The sequence below is a fragment of the Aminobacterium sp. UBA4987 genome (genome assembly GCF_002396985.1).
GTDB lineage: Bacteria > Synergistota > Synergistia > Synergistales > Aminobacteriaceae > Aminobacterium > Aminobacterium colombiense.
The window spans coordinates 1-18,139 of sequence record NZ_DGZF01000001.1 but is presented as its reverse complement, the minus strand read 5'-3'; the positions used below and the strand labels follow the sequence as shown (position 1 = coordinate 18,139).

At 43.9% G+C, this 18,139-nt stretch carries 16 protein-coding genes; 3 read left to right on the top strand and 13 right to left on the bottom strand.

The genetic code is table 11. The features are described from left to right. Positions 1-52: 52 nt before the first annotated feature. From B2U56_RS00080 to B2U56_RS00060, 5 genes are all read right to left on the bottom strand, one after another. Positions 53-1,663 carry an MBL fold metallo-hydrolase RNA specificity domain-containing protein gene (locus tag B2U56_RS00080; RefSeq protein WP_286951381.1) on the bottom strand — a complete coding sequence of 537 codons (1,611 nt, stop codon included), beginning with the start codon at positions 1,661-1,663 and terminating at the stop codon, positions 53-55. After that, complete coding sequence (locus B2U56_RS00075; protein ID WP_286951380.1) at positions 1,660-3,072, bottom strand: sensor histidine kinase; 1,413 nt, start codon at positions 3,070-3,072, stop codon at positions 1,660-1,662. The genes B2U56_RS00080 and B2U56_RS00075 overlap by 4 nt, the downstream gene beginning before the upstream one ends. After that, the gene (locus B2U56_RS00070; RefSeq protein ID WP_286951379.1) at positions 3,069-3,704 is read right to left on the bottom strand and encodes a response regulator transcription factor; all 636 of its coding nucleotides are present in this window, start codon (positions 3,702-3,704) and stop codon (positions 3,069-3,071) included. Before B2U56_RS00070 ends, B2U56_RS00075 begins: the two co-directional genes overlap by 4 nt. A gap of 91 nt (positions 3,705-3,795) precedes the next feature. Beyond that, the gene (locus B2U56_RS00065) at positions 3,796-4,371 is read right to left on the bottom strand and encodes an HDIG domain-containing metalloprotein (protein WP_286951378.1); all 576 of its coding nucleotides are present in this window, start codon (positions 4,369-4,371) and stop codon (positions 3,796-3,798) included. A gap of 22 nt (positions 4,372-4,393) precedes the next feature. Continuing rightward, positions 4,394-4,900 carry a deoxycytidylate deaminase gene (locus tag B2U56_RS00060; RefSeq protein ID WP_286951377.1) on the bottom strand — a complete coding sequence of 169 codons (507 nt, stop codon included), beginning with the start codon at positions 4,898-4,900 and terminating at the stop codon, positions 4,394-4,396. A gap of 128 nt (positions 4,901-5,028) precedes the next feature. Here B2U56_RS00060 and B2U56_RS00055 point away from each other — a divergent pair, with 128 nt between their 5' ends. After that, a complete protein-coding gene (locus B2U56_RS00055; RefSeq protein WP_286951376.1) occupies positions 5,029-6,315 on the top strand; it encodes an MFS transporter in 1,287 nt (428 codons plus the stop codon). A gap of 24 nt (positions 6,316-6,339) precedes the next feature. Continuing rightward, complete coding sequence (locus tag B2U56_RS00050) at positions 6,340-7,362, top strand: asparaginase (protein ID WP_286951375.1); 1,023 nt, start codon at positions 6,340-6,342, stop codon at positions 7,360-7,362. Here the strand turns inward: B2U56_RS00050 and B2U56_RS00045 are convergent. From B2U56_RS00045 to B2U56_RS00010, 8 genes are all read right to left on the bottom strand, one after another. After that, positions 7,343-8,212, bottom strand: coding sequence for a TIGR02757 family protein (locus B2U56_RS00045; RefSeq protein WP_286951374.1), 870 nt, complete (start codon positions 8,210-8,212; stop codon positions 7,343-7,345). The two genes, B2U56_RS00050 and B2U56_RS00045, sit on opposite strands and share 20 nt — an antisense overlap. Further along, entirely contained in the window at positions 8,193-9,401 is a 1,209-nt protein-coding gene (locus tag B2U56_RS00040) for an FprA family A-type flavoprotein (RefSeq protein ID WP_286951373.1), read from the bottom strand. The genes B2U56_RS00045 and B2U56_RS00040 overlap by 20 nt, the downstream gene beginning before the upstream one ends. Positions 9,402-9,442: 41 nt before the next feature. Next, entirely contained in the window at positions 9,443-9,967 is a 525-nt protein-coding gene (locus B2U56_RS00035) for a flavin reductase family protein (protein WP_013047810.1), read from the bottom strand. Between the two features lie 97 nt (positions 9,968-10,064). Continuing rightward, on the bottom strand, positions 10,065-10,583 hold the full coding sequence (locus B2U56_RS00030) for a ferritin (RefSeq protein ID WP_013047809.1): 519 nt from the start codon (positions 10,581-10,583) through the stop codon (positions 10,065-10,067). A 3-nt stretch (positions 10,584-10,586) separates the two neighbouring features. Then, a complete protein-coding gene (locus B2U56_RS00025) occupies positions 10,587-10,952 on the bottom strand; it encodes a desulfoferrodoxin (RefSeq protein ID WP_013047808.1) in 366 nt (121 codons plus the stop codon). Between the two features lie 183 nt (positions 10,953-11,135). Beyond that, entirely contained in the window at positions 11,136-14,180 is a 3,045-nt protein-coding gene (locus tag B2U56_RS00020; RefSeq protein ID WP_286951372.1) for an efflux RND transporter permease subunit, read from the bottom strand. A gap of 9 nt (positions 14,181-14,189) precedes the next feature. Next, entirely contained in the window at positions 14,190-15,371 is a 1,182-nt protein-coding gene (locus tag B2U56_RS00015) for an efflux RND transporter periplasmic adaptor subunit (RefSeq protein ID WP_286951371.1), read from the bottom strand. 429 nt (positions 15,372-15,800) lie between these two features. Further along, positions 15,801-17,171 (bottom strand): uracil-xanthine permease family protein, encoded by a 1,371-nt coding sequence (locus B2U56_RS00010; RefSeq protein WP_286951370.1) that lies wholly within the window; start codon positions 17,169-17,171, stop codon positions 15,801-15,803. A gap of 119 nt (positions 17,172-17,290) precedes the next feature. Here B2U56_RS00010 and B2U56_RS00005 point away from each other — a divergent pair, with 119 nt between their 5' ends. Then, positions 17,291-18,079 carry an SIR2 family NAD-dependent protein deacylase gene (locus tag B2U56_RS00005; protein ID WP_286951368.1) on the top strand — a complete coding sequence of 263 codons (789 nt, stop codon included), beginning with the start codon at positions 17,291-17,293 and terminating at the stop codon, positions 18,077-18,079. The last annotated feature ends 60 nt before the right edge of the window (positions 18,080-18,139 follow it).

Sequence of the window (18,139 nt, the reverse complement as noted above, 5' to 3'; positions counted from 1 at the left end):
ACTGATGTATCATAAGCTCAAAAGCCCCTAAAATCCAGACGAACAAATAGTATCATTCTTTTTCTTCGACAACTCCGGCCTTCTGACTCGCCGTTTCCAATAGGATAATGGTTGACTCCAGAAGAGGAACGAGAAGATCCGGATTCTCTACACTATCAGTTTTGGTACGAATAGAGGCTGCCAGGCCTGAAATATTAGAGAGCAGGGTATTCAGTTCTTCGTAGCCTCTCTTCTCCAGATAGACAGGAGCAATGACCGATGTTGTAATATCTTTTTGTGGAGTCAGTTCAAACTCTTCCCCCACAATAGGTACAACGGCCCTATGGTTTTTCTCCTGCAAAGCAAGGGCCAGGGCTTGAGATGACTTAGATTCGCCATGGGTGACAAAAAAGACAGGATCTGTTTCAAAGTTGTCCGCCCAGGTTAAAAGGTCATCTCTGTCACCGTGGGCAGAAAACCCATTAATAGTATGAAGCTGGGCATTGACTGTAACTTCTTCCCCCGCGATTCGAAGGGTTTTCTCGCCATCCACCATACGGCGTCCCAATGTTCCTTTAGCCTGATATCCTACAAAGATGATTCTGTTGCTCGGATTCCACACTCCATGCTTCAGGTGGTGCACAATACGGCCTCCGTTGCACATGCCGCTTCCCGCCATAACGATAGCGTGCTTAATATCATTGATACGGCGGGAATCAGCAACACTTTCTACATAGTGAAGCTGCTCAGGCGTAAAGGGATCGTACCCTTCTTTAACATGCTGCTGTATTTCCCTGGAGAACAGACTGAGATGCTTGTTATAAATTTCTGTCGCTTTAACACCCATAGGAGAGTCAAAGAAAATGGGAATGTTGTTTCTCAATATCCCGTCCTTCTGTAAAAGCATCAGTTCATACAGTAGACGTTGTGCCCTGTCAACGACAAACGTGGGGATCATAACTTTAGCCCTGGATTTCAGAGCATGGGCTATTACTTGTCTGAATTCTTCCCGAGTTTCCTTATTTGACTTATGAAGACGGTCTCCATAGGTAGACTCGATCACCACGTAGTCAGCCCTGGAAATAATAGCGGGATTGCGCTCCATGACAGTTTCCTGAGGACCTAGATCTCCACTGAAAACGATCTTGACCTCTTTTCCGTCTTCCTGGGCCCAAATTTCTATAATAGCACTTCCCAAAATATGCCCTGCATCTCGAAAACGCACGGAAATACCTGGCGCCACCTCTATTTTATCGTCATAGGTTGCCGCGGTAAGAAGCTGGGCTGCTTTTTGAGCATCTTCTTCCCTATAGAGGGGTTCCACCGGAGGCAAGCCTTTTCTTTCATTCTTTCTTGTCTTCCATTCCGCTTCTTCTTTCATTAATCGGACAGAGTCCTGCCATAGAACACTAACCAATTCTACTGTGGGAAGGGTTGCCCAGACCTTACCTTTAAATCCCTGTTGCACTAGGAGAGGAACTCGTCCCGAATGATCCATGTGAGCATGGGTAAGTACCACAGCATTAAGGCTCGATGGAACAAAGTCAAATTGCGCCCTGTTCTTTTCGTCGTCCCCCTTCCCCTGATATATGCCACAATCAACCAGGATGCGGCTTGTACCGCATTCGATCAGATAATTGGAACCCGTTACTTCTCCTGCTGCTCCGAGTACTTTTAATCTCATTTAGTGCGCCCTGAACGGGGCTGCCTCCCTTCCTGGTTTTCCTCATTATCTTTTGGTATGGGGACAAGACATCGTAGTACTGCACCTTTTCCTGGGGCGGATTTTACTTGAAACTCCCCGTGAAGGGTGGTGAGACGTTCCATAATGTTGGCAAGCCCCCTATGACCCTGTATACGAAGTTCCTCGTAGCTCTTGTAAGGCTCGAATCCTTTTCCATTATCTCGTATTTCAAACAACACCGTAGAAGAATCTATAAGAGATACACCCCCATGGACTTCTGTGGCTTTGCCATGACGGACCGCATTGGAAACTGCCTCCTGAAAGATCCTGAAAAAAGCTAACACCACTTCTGAAGGCATAAAAAGCTGCTCTTCCACTTCTACTGTTATTTCTATACCATTATGCCTTGCCAGTCTATCAGCTAACTCGGTAAGTGCATGTTCAAGGCCAAGATCAAGCCATGGAGGAGAAAGCTCATCGCATAGTTCTCGTAGATCTCTCACTGCTATCTGAGCCGCTTCTTCTGCCAATTTTAAATGCCTGCTCTCTTTAGGTGGGCAATGATGATTCATATTGAAAAGACGCATCTGCTGAATCATGGCGGTAATATCCTGCAGCGGCCCATCGTGGATGTCTCGAGCAATCCGTTTTTTCTCTTCTTCCTGCACACTCACCACATCGTGGACATAACGGTTTCGAAGATCGTCACGCTCGATAGCGGTTTTTGCCAACCGGTAAAGGGCCCTGCGAAGCCGGCCAAGTTCAAAAACTGCCTGGGGATCATCGGCCTCGGGCAATTCCTTGCCCCAGGCCAGGATATCAACCTCCGTCACCATTTTTTTAAGAGGAAGAATGAGCCAACGCCACATTGCCCATACGGCGATAAGGCTCGTAAGAGTCATCAGCACTATCAGAACAGGCCAAATATAGCCAAATCTGAGCATGGGGCCAATGAGCTGGCGCCATGCCACCGCGGCAATAACAAGATGATTGCCTCCATCCAGGGGGTAGACAGCTATGGTGTACCTATCCCCCTTGCGATCTCTGACTTCCACAGCCTTCCCTATTGTGATGCGAGGATCCCAGATAGCCGCAAGGTTGCTTACACCTGGAGAAGCCATAAGGATCTTTCCATCAGCAGTCACAACTGCCACCCATCCAGGTAATGACGGCCCCCACGAAAAGACCCTTAATTTTTTTATTAGAGAGGCAAAAGAGTCGCCCCCCCACATAGGCGTATCCAGGTTAAGCCATGATGCTACATTTTCCGCCAGATCCTCCACATATGATCGCGTCACAGCTTCCATCGCCCACTCCTGATGGATCATGGCAAAACTTGAAACGATAAGGACTGCCATGGTGGGGAGTGTTACAGCTAAAACAAGAACTAATAGCAGGTGTCGCCTCATTCCAGTAATTCCTCAAGAGTGACCACACCATACTTCAACGCTAGAAGTAAGGCTTCCGTTTTATTTCTTGCTCCCAGTTTATCGTAAATAGAAGCAAGGTGGGTTTGCACCGTTCTTTCGCTGATAAAAAGTTCCCCTGCCACCTCTTTGCTCGAAAGTCCTTTTGACGCCAGTACAAGGACCTCCCTTTCCCGTGCAGAAAGAGATTCCGGCACAAGTTCTCGATCTCCTACAACTGTTGCCACTTCCGAATCAAGGTAGAGACCACCTTGCACTACGGTCTGGATAGCTCTAATCAGATCCTGGGGAGTAGACGTTTTCAGTATGAAGCCTCTGGCCCCCGCGCGAAGAGACGCTACTACATACTGGTGAGCATCATAGGATGTAAGCATCACCGGAATTACAGGAAGTTTTTCTTCTTTTATGCGCCGGGCGATAGAAACGCCGTCTTCTCCAGGCATCCGAATGTCAAGCAGGGCTACATCAGGTTTGAGATCAACAATAAGCTCCCATGCCTTTTCTCCGTCTTCTGCCTCACCAACAAGCTCTATAGAATTTTCTTGCTGAAGATAGGCTGAGAGACCAGCTCTGGTAAGGGGATGATCATCTGCCAATACTACACGTATCGTCATGCTTTTCCCTCCAAGGTCTTAATTGTATCGCTCCTATCATAGCGAACCGACCTTATTTGACAATCCGCGAAGTGACTGAACTCTCACTACGCTATTCTATACCGAGACCCAATTCCTCCTCTATTGGGCGAAGGGCCTCAAGAACCCCATCGATCATTTCATCAAGACTCATATCGAGCATATCAACACCTTTTTGAATAACATCGCGATCCACCCCTCTTGCAAAGGCTTTATCCTTCCACTTCTTCTTCACTGATTTTACCTGCAAATCCTGAAGGGATTTTGATGGACGTACTAGGGCTGCCGCTATAATAAGCCCCGTCAATTCATCTACAGCAAAAAGTGTTTTTTCCATAAGAGTGTGGGGCTCCACATCAGACGTCAACCCCCAACCGTGAGCCTGTACGGCACGGATAATATCATCAGCATACCCCTTTTCCTTAAGCCACAAGGCGGCAAGATGGGTGTGCTTCTCAGGGGTCTGTTCTGTGTGTTCCCAGTCAATATCGTGAAGAAGACCAACAATGCCCCATTTCTCTTCGGCTTCTTGAGATTGTCTTGCAAAATACTTCATGGCAGCCTCTACAGCCAAAGCATGTTTAATATGGGCTTCATCTTTGTTGTATTCTCTCAAATGTGCCAATGCCTGTTCCCGAGTAAACTTCATATTTCCTTCCCTCCTCAGCGTTTTAGCCTCTTTGTTGTAAGAAGGCTTTGAGAGCCAGATCCATTTCCTGAAACATTTTTTCTGAAAGCTGACATACTTCTAAAGATGCCTGAGAGCGCATTTCTGAAGCCAGAGCATCAGGATAGGGATAAACAAATACTATCCGCCGTATGCCAGCATTAATAATAGCTTTTGTACAGAAGGAACACGGTTCATGGGTACAATAGAGCACCGCCCCTTCTGTGCGGGTTCCTACAGCCGCGGCCTGGGCGATTGCGTTTATTTCCGCATGGGACCCACGACAGATTTCATGTCGTTCACCTGAGGGGATGCCTAGCTTATCCCGTAGACACCCAACTTCAGAACAATGGGGCAGGCCCTTGGGCGCTCCATTATATCCCGTACTTATAATCTGTAAGTCTCTTACTATGACTGCACCTACTTTTCGTCGCAAACATGTTCCCCTCGTAGCCGCTACTGCAGCTATCATCATAAAGTATGAATCCCAATCGGGACGAATGAATGTCATTATGGCCTCCATAATGTTTTAAGTTTTCAATTAATCGACATTATATCATTCAATAGATCTCACCACTGCCACCTTACCCTATGGTACTATCAATTATATTGTTATATTGCGATCAGAGGTGGAACATTGTGGAAAAATTCAGGCTGATGATCCCAAGAGATCGAAAAGTAGCCTCATGGTGCCTGTACGATGTTGGCAATTCAGCTTTTGCAACAACTATTATGGCAGCAGTGCTCCCCGTCTATTTCAGAGAAATAGCCGCTCCTTTTCTGAAAGGGAGTCTTCCCACTGCCTTTTGGGGCTACACTTCCGCATCTGCTCTTCTCTGCTGCGCTGTAGCTGCTCCTTTTCTTGGCGCCATAGGCGACATGGTCAGAAAGAAAAAAATGATGCTTACCATCTTCACTCTCTTGGGTGTCCTGGCTTCTGCCGGTCTTTTTTTTGTGGATTACGGCCATTGGCAATCTGCCCTCGTATTAATGGCCCTTGGAACTATAGGATTCTCTGCCTCTATGATCTTTTACGATTCTCTTCTGCCCCACATTGTACCTTTTGATCAGGTGGACATGGTCTCTTCACAAGGGTATGCATTTGGATATCTGGGTGGAGGGGTGCTCCTTGCCATCAACCTGGCGATGATCTGGTTACTCCCAGGAACCCTCGGCCCAAGACTGTCTTTTCTATCTGTAGCTCTCTGGTGGGGAGCGTTCTCTCTTCCCATCCTCATCTTTATACCTGAGCCTCCTGCAAAGACCCTTCTTGTCAGACGGCGTAAAAGTATTGCTGGAGAGGCTATTTTACGACTACGGGAAACCTTCTCTGAAATACGTCACTACCAAGATTTATTCAGGTTCCTCGTTGCCTTCTGGTTCTACAATGACGGGGTTGGAACCATGATAAGAATGGCCGCTATATACGGGGCAAATGTTGGCATATCAATGGCTCATCTAGTAGGAGCCCTTCTTTTAACCCAATTTGTTGGCGTTCCATTCTCCCTTTTCTTTGGACGGCTTGCGGCCAGAATCGGAAGTAAAAAAACAATTCTAATGGGACTTGCCGGTTATACTGCCATCTCTTTTGGAGCTTTCTTCTTATCCCAGGCCTGGCATTTCTGGATTCTAGCCTTTGCCGTAGGAACGGTACAAGGGGGAACGCAAGCAATGAGCAGAAGCCTGTACGCAAGCTTGCTTCCTCCATCTCGAAGCGCGGAGTTTTTCGGTTTCTATGACATCTCAAGCAAGTTCGCTGGGGTTATGGGACCAGCTATTTTTGGCCTTATCACACACATCACAGGATCAAGCCGTATGGGTGTAGCTGTCGTCGCAACTACTTTTATTGTCGGAGGGCTATTTCTTATAAAAGTTGACGTCCACCGAGGGATCAAAAATGTATCACAGCAGAACTCCCCACAATAAATTCAGAGAAAGGTGGTGCTGGTTTTGAACCGTTTTCTTGTAATTTCAACTGGTGGTACCATCGCTTCAGAGCAGGGCGAAGAAGGACTTGCGCCTGTTTTGACCGGAAATCAGCTGTTAAGGTACATACCTGCTCTACAAGAATTTGGGAAGGTAGACGTTCACGACCTCCTTTCAAAGGACAGCTCGAATATGTCCCCTCTCGATTGGAAACGCATCGCTATGTTCCTTCTCGAACAGGAAAAGCAGTATGAAGGATTTATTATTCTTCACGGCACCGATACTATGGCCTATACATCTTCTGCCCTTTCATTTATGCTTCCAAGTTTTACAAAACCGGTGATCCTTACAGGTTCAATGCAGCCAATAACAGTACCTGGAACTGATGCCGCAGATAACATCTATACATCGTTTCTTTTTGCACGCGCCTTGTCTGAGGAAAAGAAAAAAGGCGTTGCCATTTCTTTTGGAAACCAGCTGATCCACGGCCCCCGCTCTCAAAAAATATTGAGCCGCGACTATACGGCATTTTCAAGTATTAATTACCCCCATCTCGGATATATCGAACAGGGAAGGGTTTTTTTAACCCATACACCCAAGCCAGGCTCGTCCCCTCCCTTTTTGAGAGATACCAGCCAAGGCTTTGAGTTTGAAACATCTGTATTTCTATTAACACTATTTCCCGGCTTCCATGCCCGATATCTGGAGTATATTGTGAACATGGAGCCAAGGGCCATTGTTATAGAGGCCCTTGGCTTAGGAGGAGTCCCCTACCTTGGGGAAAGTTTGTTGCCGCCTCTCAAGCTATCTCAGAATAAGGGCATACCTGTGGTCATCGCAACACAGTGTGTATATGGCGGTGTGGATCTTAATGTATACGAAGTAGGAAGAAAAACCCTCAAAATGGGAGTGATTTCTGGAAAAGATATGACCCGTGAAGCCATTATTACAAAACTTATGGTGTTACTCCCCCACCTAAAACCCTATGAGATCCAGGAATGGCTCCATACCAATATCTGTGATGAGATCACCCTTGGTGGTGAATAGAAACACCGTCTGAACATCGTTTGATGAGGTCGGAAATCTCTAGCTCTGCGCGGATTCCAAAACGAGTCAAGGCAAAATCGTACCGAGCCGGATCAAGGGGTGATATGATCTGAAAGGCACGGGTTATTTCCATTACAGTTTTTAGGTCAGCCTGCTTCCGCATGGTGAAATTGAGAGATCTGCCTATTTTATGCATATGGGTATCTACCGGAACGCAGATGTCTTTGGGTAAAAGGACTGTCCAGCCTCCGGGATCAACGCTATCATGACGTACCATCCATTTAAGAAACAGGAAAAAACGTTTACAGGCACTTCCGTCAGCTGGGGAAGCAAGGAGAGAACTTGCCCCTCCAGCCGCTTCTTTTAGGTTTTCGGCGAAGGCTGTTATCCCCTTAAAAACATTCCTCTCATTCTGTGCAGCAATACAGTGGGCAAGACACTCTTCGAGAGAACCAAAACGTATAAGGAGTCTTTTCACGCCCTTGAGAAAAGAAATGAGCTCTCTTCCAGAAGTAAAACGGTGTCTGAAATCATAATAAAGCTCTTCTAGCGCATCTTGCGAAGCTGAAAGAAGAAAGGAACCAGGGGCATGCTCCATTGGGGATAAAACGCGCTCGACACTGCGATGAATCTGCTGCACCCGTCCATAGGCAAGGGAAGAAGCAATGAGAGCCGCTATCTCCCTGTCTACCTTGTCAGAATAGCGGCGAGGAAATTCCACAGGATCAGGGTGAATCAGATCTGGACGGGTATAGGTTATATAAATTTCTTCCAAAACCTGTCTGTAGCATTCGGGGGAAAAAGGTCCCCCGAATGCAGGCGCTACCGTTTTATATTTTGTTTGTTTCATAGATTTTTTCTGCTATAGCTTCTCCCATAGCGTAACATTCTTTGAGATCCTCTTTTCGAGGTACATATTTTACTTTTATCCCCGGATGGGCGATCTTGATCTTCATTGCTTCCAGCTCCTGATTTAACAGCCTAACCGATTCACCAGCCCAACCATAGGACCCGAAGGCTGCCCCTACTTTATTTATAGGGCGCAACCCCTTCGCATAACAGATGAGATCAGCCATGCGAGGCAAAAACCCTGTGTTCAGGGTGGGGGATCCGAGCACCAGGCCTCTCCCTTCCAGTATTTCAGTCATCACATCACTGTGATGTACTACCCGTAAATCCATCACTACTGTTTCAATTCCTTTATTCATAAGTCCCTCAGCAACATATCGGGCCATTGTCTCTGTGCTATGCCACATGGTATCATACGCCACCACTGCCTTATCCTTACAAAGTCCTTCTGCCCATCTCCTATAGGCAGAAAGAACTTCAGGGACGCGACTCCTCCATATAATGCCGTGATCTGGGGCAATCATGTCTATTTCTATGTTCATGCCTGCTATTTCATCAAGTTTTTTAAGCATAAGAGAAGAATAGGGGAGTAAAATGTTTGCATAGTACTTGGCGGTTTGATCCATAAGCTCTCCCCACTCTGCTTCATCATCAAAACGCGCACTCGTAGAATAATGCTGTCCAAATCCATCGTTGGAAATAAGCAGGCGGTCTTCCTTTATATATGAAAACATGCTATCTGGCCAATGAAGCATCCTAGCTTCTATAAAAGAAACTGTCTTACCCCCAAGGGAAACCTCATCCCCTGTAGCAACTACATGTAACGGCCAGCTTTTTACAATGTCTCCAAAATGTTCTATGAGAGCATCTTTACAGGGTTTTGAAAGAAATATCTTCTCAGGCCTGACTCTATCCACAACCATAGGAAGACTACCAGAATGATCCATCTCTGCATGGCTTACAATAATATAATCTATTTCCTCCAGATTCGTTACTTCCTCGATTCTTTCGATAAATTCTTCGTAATGAGTAGTCTTAACTGTATCGAAAAGAGCTACTTTATCACAACCTTTCACAATATAAGCATTGTAAGTGGAACCTTTTTCTGTAGAGTACCCATGAAAATCTCTCAACGTCCAATCCAAAACCCCTGTCCAGAATACACCAGGTTTGATCTCAAGCGGTATCATTCCTATTTCAACCTCCCGTTCTATGCCTCATGCAAAGAGCTTTATTTTAGCACATTAAAAATTGATGAAGGAGCTTTCTCCGGCGATTTCCCTTTTTTAATAGAGTGATAATCTGCATAGAGCAAAGGTTTTCCTTCCTTCAAGGCTTTAGCGGCCTCAACTTGAGCAATAAAAAGTTTGTGGGTATATACATCTATGACTGAAAGGACTTTGGCTTCTACAGAAGCAAGAGTAAAGTCAGTAACCACCGGAAGTCCTGTGGAACCTGTGATATAAGAGCAGGCATTAAACTTATCAAAATCACGGCCGCAATGAAAACCAAATATGCCTATAAATTTCAGGGGCACACTCTCTTCTAATACAGAAACTGAAAAGCGACGGCTTTTCTCAACCAATTCTGTAGTGTAATTATCTTTGTGGAGACATGCCGCTATGCAAATTGGATCACTTGTCACCTGTATCAAAGCATTTATAATCTGTCCGTTTTTCTTACCCTCAAATTCCGTACTTAATATATATACTCCGTAACTTAAAGAGAAAAGAGCTCTGGGATCAATACTATTCATTGTATTTCCCCTTCCCTTTTTATAATAAAGGGGCATGAGCATCTTCTGCCCCTGCCCCTTCGCTTCGATATCTCTTATCTATAAGGTTAACGATAAATTAGTCTTCTGATTCAGTAGAGAACGGTGTCTGCCCCCGAGCTCCCAACTCTTTATCAAGCATATAGAGGCCATGTTTCGAATCAGAGACAAACTCCAGCTTATGAATGATCTCTTCGGCATGAGCTTCCTCTTCAACCTGTTCCGTAACATACCACTGAAGAAAAATCTGGCTGGCGTGGTCTCTCTCTTCAATAGCCAAGTCAACAAGGTCATTAATACGTCTTGTTACATAACGCTCGTGATCCAATGCTCCCTTAAAAACATCCATGGGGGATTTCCACTCAAAAGGAGGTTCTGCAATAGCCTGAAGCTTAACTCTTCCCCCACGCTCAACAACATAGTGGTAGAATTTCATGGCATGGGTCTGCTCTTCAAAGGCCTGCACATGCATCCAATTGGCCATCCCCATGAGGTTCTGCTCCTCAAAATAAGCTGCCATTGCTAAATATAAATAACCTGAATAGAGCTCCGCATTGATCTGATCGTTAATAGCGTCCTGCATTTTCTTTGATATCATAGTCTACTTCCCTGCCTTCCATAGTCCGTGTATATTGCAATATTCTCTGCTTAATTCTGGCGTAATTTCATGAAATTCAGCTTCAGGAGCATCTCCTGGATTCAAGAATTGACGGTAAATTTTATCCCCTGAAATAACTTCTATCCATTCAATGTAATGCTCAGGTTTCATAGGATGGGGAACACTTCCTACCTTAACTTTTGATCCTTCAATAACTGGCACATGTTTCTCCGTCGAAGCATCGGCCGTCTGTTCCTCTAAAAGTTTCATAGGCTGATTGCAGCAAACAAGTTGTCCTGCTCCGGCATGAAGCACTTCCACAACATTGCCACATAAATCACACTTATATACTTCTAACCTCTTCGTCATCGTCATTCCTCCTCTTGTATGATTTTTGTGTTTGAGATAGTAAAAACTGTATACCTTTTCAGTAGAATTCTTTTTGATTATAACATTATTATCACAGCTATATCCTACCGAGTCGCTAAACTTAATGTATTCATTAATAATATACGGAATATGGGTATATTTGTCAAATTCAGAAAGACAGATCTACCTAACATTTTCGTCTTTAAAAACAGGAATTTTAAAAAAAACAGAGTAAAGAACTGGTACGATAATTAACGTCAAAACCGTGGCAAAAGCCAAGCCAAACATAATAGTAACTGCCAGAGCAGAAAAGAGAATATCAAAATAAAGAGGGATCATACCTAAAACCGTGGTCATAGCTGCCATAAGAACAGGACGAGCACGACTCATAGCCGAATCCACTATAGCTGAAAAGCCCTCTTTTCCTTCCCGTATTTCGAGATCGATCTGATCAATAAGCACAATGGCATTTTTTATGAGCATGCCAGCAAGGCTCAAGAATCCCAGGAGAGCCATAAAGTCAAAAGATTTATGAAAAAGAAGTAATCCCGCCGTTACACCAATAATGGACAAGGGGAGACAAAGAAGAATCATAATGGGTTGTTTAAACCCGTTAAAAAGAACAACTAATATAGCGACCATGGCTAAAAAAGCAATAGGAATCATCCCCACAAGTCCACCTTGAGCTTTTTGAGAACTTTCATACTCGCCTCCCCAACTGAGGCTATATCCTAAAGGAAGAGAAATATTTTCCAGTTCGGGCTTTATACAAGCAAATAAAAGACCTGTTTTCCCAGAACGGGAATCACACTCTACAGAAAAAGTCCTCATACGATTTCGCCTATAAATAACGGGGTCTTCAGCTATGGTATCAATGCTTTTTGTAATCTGAGTTAAGGCTATATATTTTCTCATAAGGGGGCTCCACACTTCTACTTCTGGAAGTGCCCCCAGTCTCGCCCTATCCGCTTTAGGCAATCTAGCTATAATAGGGAGGAGTTTATCCCTCTCTCTGTATAAGCCTGCTTGTATACCCGAAAAGGACATCTCAAGGGCCGATGCTACATCTTGCCGTGTTAAACCAGCTTGTCGGGTTCGCACCTCATCAAGTACGGGACGAATAACCTTGACCCTTTCTCCCCAGTCGCTCCGGATGTTCATCGAATCGGGGGCGTTCCTCATCATATAAAAAGCTTCTTCTCCTAGACGTCGTAAAACACGAGGATCGTCCCCCGTAAACCTCGCCTGTATTTTTGCACCTCCCCCTGTTCCTTTACTAAAGGAACGAACCCTGGGGTCGATATCCGGCATTTCTATATTCATGAAATTTCCCAGTTTACGACGTAAAGACTCTGCTGATTTCAAATCCTTAGCTTCCACTATCAAGTGTCCATAACTATCAGAAGAATCACTTGGCGTATAGGTGAGAATAAAACGAAGGGCTCCCTGTCCCACGTAGCTTGTTACAGAAACTGTCTCTGGCTGTTTCAAAATAAAAGCTTCAACTTTTTCTACCTCTCTCTGGGTCTCTTCTATATAAGCACCCCGAGGACGCCAAAATTCCACTGTAAAAAGGGGGCTTGAGGAGCTTGGGAAAAAAGATTGATCCACAAACGTAAAGCCTATGAGAGCAGAACCAAGCAAACAAACCATAACCAATATTGTTACCTTTCTCTTACGAATACACGCCTTGAGAAATCTTCTATACACCCTATAAAGTTTTGTATCGTAGGGAATTTCTGCTTTTGCTGAAGTTTTTAAAAAACGCACACCGGCTACAGGAGTAACGGTAACGGCAAGCACCCAACTTATAATCAAGGAAATCCCCACTACCTGAAAAAGGCTTTGGCAAAACTCCCCTGTGCTATCTGGGGACAGGCCAATAGGAGCAAAAGCTATAACAGCAATAAAAGTAGCTCCCAACAAAGGCCATTGAGTTTGAGTCACAACACCCACGGCAGAAGATATTCTATCCTCACCACTTTGTATCCGCACAAGAAGGCCATCAGCAACAACGATGGCGTTGTCCACTAGCATTCCCAAAGCTACAATCAATGCTCCAAGAGAAATACTATGAAGATCTATCCTCACAAGTTTCATTGCGATAAAAGTGGCAAAAATTGTAAGCAACAATACCCCGCCAATAAGCATCCCACTGCGGAAACCCATAAATATAAGTAATATGGCAATAACTATACTCAGAGCTTCCAGAAGATTTAATAAAAAGTTATTAATTGCCTTTTGAACTGTATCCGACTGGTAGTAAATAAGCCCTAAATTCATGCCGATAGGAGTCTGCGGCTCTAGTTCCTTGAGCCGCTTCTTTATGGCTTCTCCCATAGCAATAACGTTGCCACCTTCTACGTTGGAGATACCGATTCCAACAGCAGGACTTCCGTTATAACGCATAATTGCCCGTGTCGGCTCTATATAATTACGAGTAACTGTAGCTATGTCATCTAAACGGATCAGCACCCTCGAGGAAGATGCAAGAAGTAACGCCCCTACTTGTTCGACAGAAGAAAACTCCCCAGTTGGAGTTATGCGAATATACTCTGCCCCCGCTCTCACTTTCCCCGATGGAACCACGAAATTCTGAGCTTTGAGAACTTGAAAAAGTTCTCCCATAGAGATACCGAGCTGACTAAGTTTCGTTCTGGAAATTTCTACATAAATAGCCTCTTTTTGTATGCCTGTCACTTCAACACTTGCAACCCCAGGAACAAGGAGCAACTCCCTACGCAGATAATCGGCAAAATCTTCAAGTTCTCTGTAAGAATATCCTTCGCCAGTAAGGGCAAAATAAACTCCATATACATCTCCGTAGTCATCGTTAACTAAAGAACGACTTGTTCCTGGTGGCAAATGCTCTTGAACATCATTTATTTTCCGTCGTAACTCGTCCCATATTTGAGGCAAATCTTTTGCTGTATACGTATCTTTAATATCTACATACACAAGAGAAACGCCTTCCTGAGAAAGAGACCGGACCTTATCCACTTGTCCCATCTGTTGAGCAGCCCGTTCTATAACTTCCGTTACCTCTTCCTCCACTTCTTTTGGCGTAGCTCCTGGGTAAGCAGTGGTAACTACTGCTGTCTTAATAGTAAAGGCAGGATCTTCCAGTTTTCCTAATCCTTTATAGGCAAAAACTCCACCTATAATCAAAAAAACTGTAAAAAACCACGTCACGTATCTCTTTTGAATTGAATATTCTGCAATATTCATAATAGGCCTCTACTCGTTAGGAGAAAGGAACGTTACTGGATCCCCTTCGGCTAAATAATTCACTCCAGCCGTAACGACACGATTTCCAACTGTAATATTCCCACCAACAATGACCATATCGCCTTGATACGAATGAATATATACTTCCACCTTATGAACCGTCATGGTTTCTTCATTGATAATCCAAAGGAAATGCGTTGTTCCCTCTCCTGGAACAACGGCTATAGAAGGGACTGCAAATCCTTTAACCTCATGGGCCCCGTTTTGCCCAGTAAATTCAACATTCGCAGTCATACCTGGCAAAACAACTATGTCCTTCGGGTAAGGCATCGTGAATGTAACTGCATACGTCTGTGTTTGTGGGTCGGCTTCTGTAGATATCTCCTTAAAGACAAGAGAGTATTGAGTGTTGGGTGCTGCCTCAAAAAACGAAGATACTCCTAAAGAAGTATTTAAACGAAATTTCATAATATCCTGTTCTGGAATAGAGACCACTATTTCAACCTCTTCCAGATTTTGTAAACTTACAATCGGTTGGTCCCTTTGCACGCTTTGAAAATTGTCCACATATCGATCAGCAATAATACCTTTAAAAGGAGCTTTGAGTTCTGTATCATCCAAGGCACTTTGAGCAGCTTGAACTTGAGATTCTAACCCCTGTATAGTAGCTTCCATCGCCGCAATGTCTTCAGCCCTAGCACCACTTTTTGCCTTCTGAAGTTCCTGACTAGCAGCATTCACTTCCCCTTTCGCCACCTCATAGGTTGTTTTTGACCGCTCTAAATCTACTTGAGTAACAACTCCTTCCTTAAATAAGCGTTCCATCCTTTTATAATCTGCTTCTGCCTCTGCCAATTTGGCTTTCGCCGAAGCAACTTGAGAAGATAAAGCCGAAATTTCTTCTCTTCTTGCTCCAGCTCTCATAGCAGACAGCTGTGCTTTAGCATTATTCAGGGCGCTCTGAGCATTCATCAATTGAACTTTGAAATCTCGAGGATCTATTTGGGCAACAAGATCGCCCTTATTTATAGGTTCACCTTTCTTCACTGGTAACTCAATAAGAGGACCTGACACTCTAAAAGAGAGATCTGCTGTCTTTGAGGCAAGGACTTTACCTGGAAATACACGTCGTAAAACAACGTCTGGGGCAGAAAGGGTTATATATTTTACAGGACGAGCGATTTTTTCCACAACCTTCTCTTTTTGTTCCTCTTTTCTATTCGATAAAAGGAAAAAACCTCCAACAACAATAAGGATGGCAGCCACGCCCCATAGTCTTTTAAATCTCATTATCTCTCACCTCTATCTTCTCATCGTATTAATTTATAACAGGGTCAACCACCAGTAACGCAACCTCGTATATTCGTTTTGTAATTCCATTCTGTTAATTTTAAAAAACAAGAAATTTATACTCTTTTATTTTAAAATAAATCTTCAAAAAATAGGGTATACAAAAACAAAAAATCACCCAATCTTCTTCCTTCTCGATACGATCCTATTCTTTTGTGATTAAAATTATTTTTTGCTTTCTTTATAACGCAAAAGCCCAACCTGAAAAAAAAGGTTGGGCTTTTTTAACATGTAAACGATTTTTTGTAAGAGCAGCGTTTCAAAAGATTGCTACTGCGCTGAAAGTCCCCGCTCTTTTAGTGTTCCTGGGATAACATTATCCCAAAATGCCGCACAAATACCTGCGACAGCCATGGGCGTTTTCATAATGGCCCAGAGAACCTGACCTATAATACCAATAGAAAAGAATGCATCTTTTTGAGCTTCCACCCACCCAGGGAGACCTAGAGCCATAAGGAAGGCAAAACCTACAATGAGAACGTTCCGTTGGCTAGTCATGTCCGCCCGAAGAAGAATCTGGATACCAAGAGCTCCGATAATGCCAAAAAGGGCAATATAAGCACCGCCAATAACAGGACTTGGAATCGTTGCGATGAGGGCACCAATCTTTCCTACAAAGCTCATAAGGATTAGGAGAATGGCACCTGTGCGAACAACCCATCGAGAAGCCACACCTGTAAGTCCTATAAGTCCAATATTCTCTGTATAGGATGTGGTGGCTACAGCTCCAAGTGCCCCAGCGATAGCACAGTTGAGCCCTTCCGCTCCAATCCCTCTATTAATGGTGGCTGGAGCAGGATCTGGCAACCCCGCCACATAGGAGCAGGAGTGATAATCTCCAATGGATTCAATCATTACGGCAAAGAACCCAGCAATTATGGCCCCAAAGGAAAGGATATCAAACTTCGGCAAACCCCAGGGCATAACACCAGTGAAACGGAACCAAGGAGCATCCGCCACACTGGCTAGATTTATAAAAGCAGGATGTTCGCTTGGGAAAAAGCCTAGAAGAGAACCTGCAAGAGCTGCTAGATAAGCAATGCTTATAGAGGCAAGGATGGCAAATATGTTAAAAAATTTATTTTTACTCATAAGACTGAAAAAGAATACACACACAACAACAATCAATGAAATGGGCCAATAATTGGCCGCATTACCCTGAACGGCAACAGGAGCCAAAGAAAACCCGATCGCCATGATCGTGGGGCCTATAACTATAGGGGTAATGACTTTCCTAATAACCCCTACTATTCTGCTATAACCGATGATCGAAAGAAGAATCCCTCCTGCGATAAGGGCACCTCCTACATGCTGCATTACTGCAGCAGGGCCAGCAGCGCCATAAGCTGCAATAATAGTCATTATTGGAGGGATAAAACTGAAACTGGAACCTTGAACAATAGGAAGACCTGATCCCAACCTGGGGTGGGTCTGAATAAGGGTGGCAATACCCATAGCTAAATAAACGCAAGAAATAAAAAAGCCAATCTCTGCCGTCGTCATCCCCATGGCTGGGCCAAAAATAAGAGGAACAAGAGTAGTAGCGCCAAATAACGTTAAAACGTGTTGAAATCCTGCTAACACCATAATCGGGAATGGAGGTTTGTCGTCCACCCCGTAAATCAGGTTTTTGCTAGCCATCCTAACACCTCCATTTTTATACTGGCGATATTGTATCAAAAAGGGCAATCGGTTGCATAAAATTTTAATTAACTTGCAAGTTTTTTTAAGATATAATAAAAATATATGGAGGTGGTCTTATGGATAAAGATTTTACGTTTGATGTTAAACGTTGTGCAGAGGTTTTACTCTCTTCTCGAAAAGCGGTCCTTTTAAGCGGAGCGGGTATGTCAACAAATGCGGGCATTCCTGACTTTAGAGGCCCAAATGGCATTTATAGAAAAAAAATGAAAACTGATCCTGAACTTATTTTCGATATTGATTATTTCTATCAAAATCCGTCATTCTTTTATGAATTCCACCGAGAGTTTCTAAAGACTATTAATGAGATACAACCCACATTTTCCCATTATTTTTTTTCTAACATGGAAAAGGGTGGGCTGCTTAAGGGAATTATTACACAAAACATCGATGCTCTGCATCAAAAAGCAGGTTCGGAAAAAGTATTTGAAATTCATGGCAACATGTGGCAAAGCTTCTGCACCCGATGCGGTCAAGAATATGATTATAAAATTTCTTTCCACAAGGTTCTTAAAGAAAAGGTCCCCCTTTGTGATATCTGTAAAGGTGTTATTAAGCCTGATGTCGTTTTCTTTGGTGAAAATGTAAAGTATCTCAATGAATGTCAGACCCTCATAAAAAATGCAGACATCCTTTTTGTCGTGGGGTCGTCCCTGACGGTAACTCCAGCAGCTTATCTCCCATCTATGTGTTCAGGAAAGATAGTTGTGATCAACAAAGGAGAGATATCTCACGATTATCTGAGCCCTGGAAGGATTTTTATCCATGGGAAATACGATATCGATGAATTTTTTAACGCTCTAGAAGTGGAATTGTCAAATATAGAAGGCAATCCTAGGAAAAAATGAGTTATCATTAATGTTAAGTCATACTCCCGTTTTAGTGTTCCGCTATCCCCTTGGTTTTCG

Bases quoted from the DNA above. Each gene is read 5' to 3' on its own strand.
- B2U56_RS00075 (WP_286951380.1), bottom strand. From the start codon at position 3,072: ATGAGGCGACACCTGCTATTAGTTCTTGTTTTAGCTGTAACACTCCCC.
- B2U56_RS00010 (WP_286951370.1), bottom strand. From the start codon at position 17,171: ATGGCTAGCAAAAACCTGATTTACGGGGTGGACGACAAACCTCCATTC.
- B2U56_RS00020 (WP_286951372.1), bottom strand. From the start codon at position 14,180: ATGAATATTGCAGAATATTCAATTCAAAAGAGATACGTGACGTGGTTT.
- B2U56_RS00060 (WP_286951377.1), bottom strand. From the start codon at position 4,900: ATGACATTCATTCGTCCCGATTGGGATTCATACTTTATGATGATAGCT.
- B2U56_RS00025 (WP_013047808.1), bottom strand. From the start codon at position 10,952: ATGACGAAGAGGTTAGAAGTATATAAGTGTGATTTATGTGGCAATGTT.
- B2U56_RS00005 (WP_286951368.1), top strand. From the start codon at position 17,291: ATGGATAAAGATTTTACGTTTGATGTTAAACGTTGTGCAGAGGTTTTA.
- B2U56_RS00065 (WP_286951378.1), bottom strand. From the start codon at position 4,371: ATGAAGTTTACTCGGGAACAGGCATTGGCACATTTGAGAGAATACAAC.
- B2U56_RS00040 (WP_286951373.1), bottom strand. From the start codon at position 9,401: ATGATACCGCTTGAGATCAAACCTGGTGTATTCTGGACAGGGGTTTTG.
- B2U56_RS00030 (WP_013047809.1), bottom strand. From the start codon at position 10,583: ATGATATCAAAGAAAATGCAGGACGCTATTAACGATCAGATCAATGCG.
- B2U56_RS00070 (WP_286951379.1), bottom strand. From the start codon at position 3,704: ATGACGATACGTGTAGTATTGGCAGATGATCATCCCCTTACCAGAGCT.
- B2U56_RS00045 (WP_286951374.1), bottom strand. From the start codon at position 8,212: ATGAAACAAACAAAATATAAAACGGTAGCGCCTGCATTCGGGGGACCT.
- B2U56_RS00035 (WP_013047810.1), bottom strand. From the start codon at position 9,967: ATGAATAGTATTGATCCCAGAGCTCTTTTCTCTTTAAGTTACGGAGTA.
- B2U56_RS00080 (WP_286951381.1), bottom strand. From the start codon at position 1,663: ATGAGATTAAAAGTACTCGGAGCAGCAGGAGAAGTAACGGGTTCCAAT.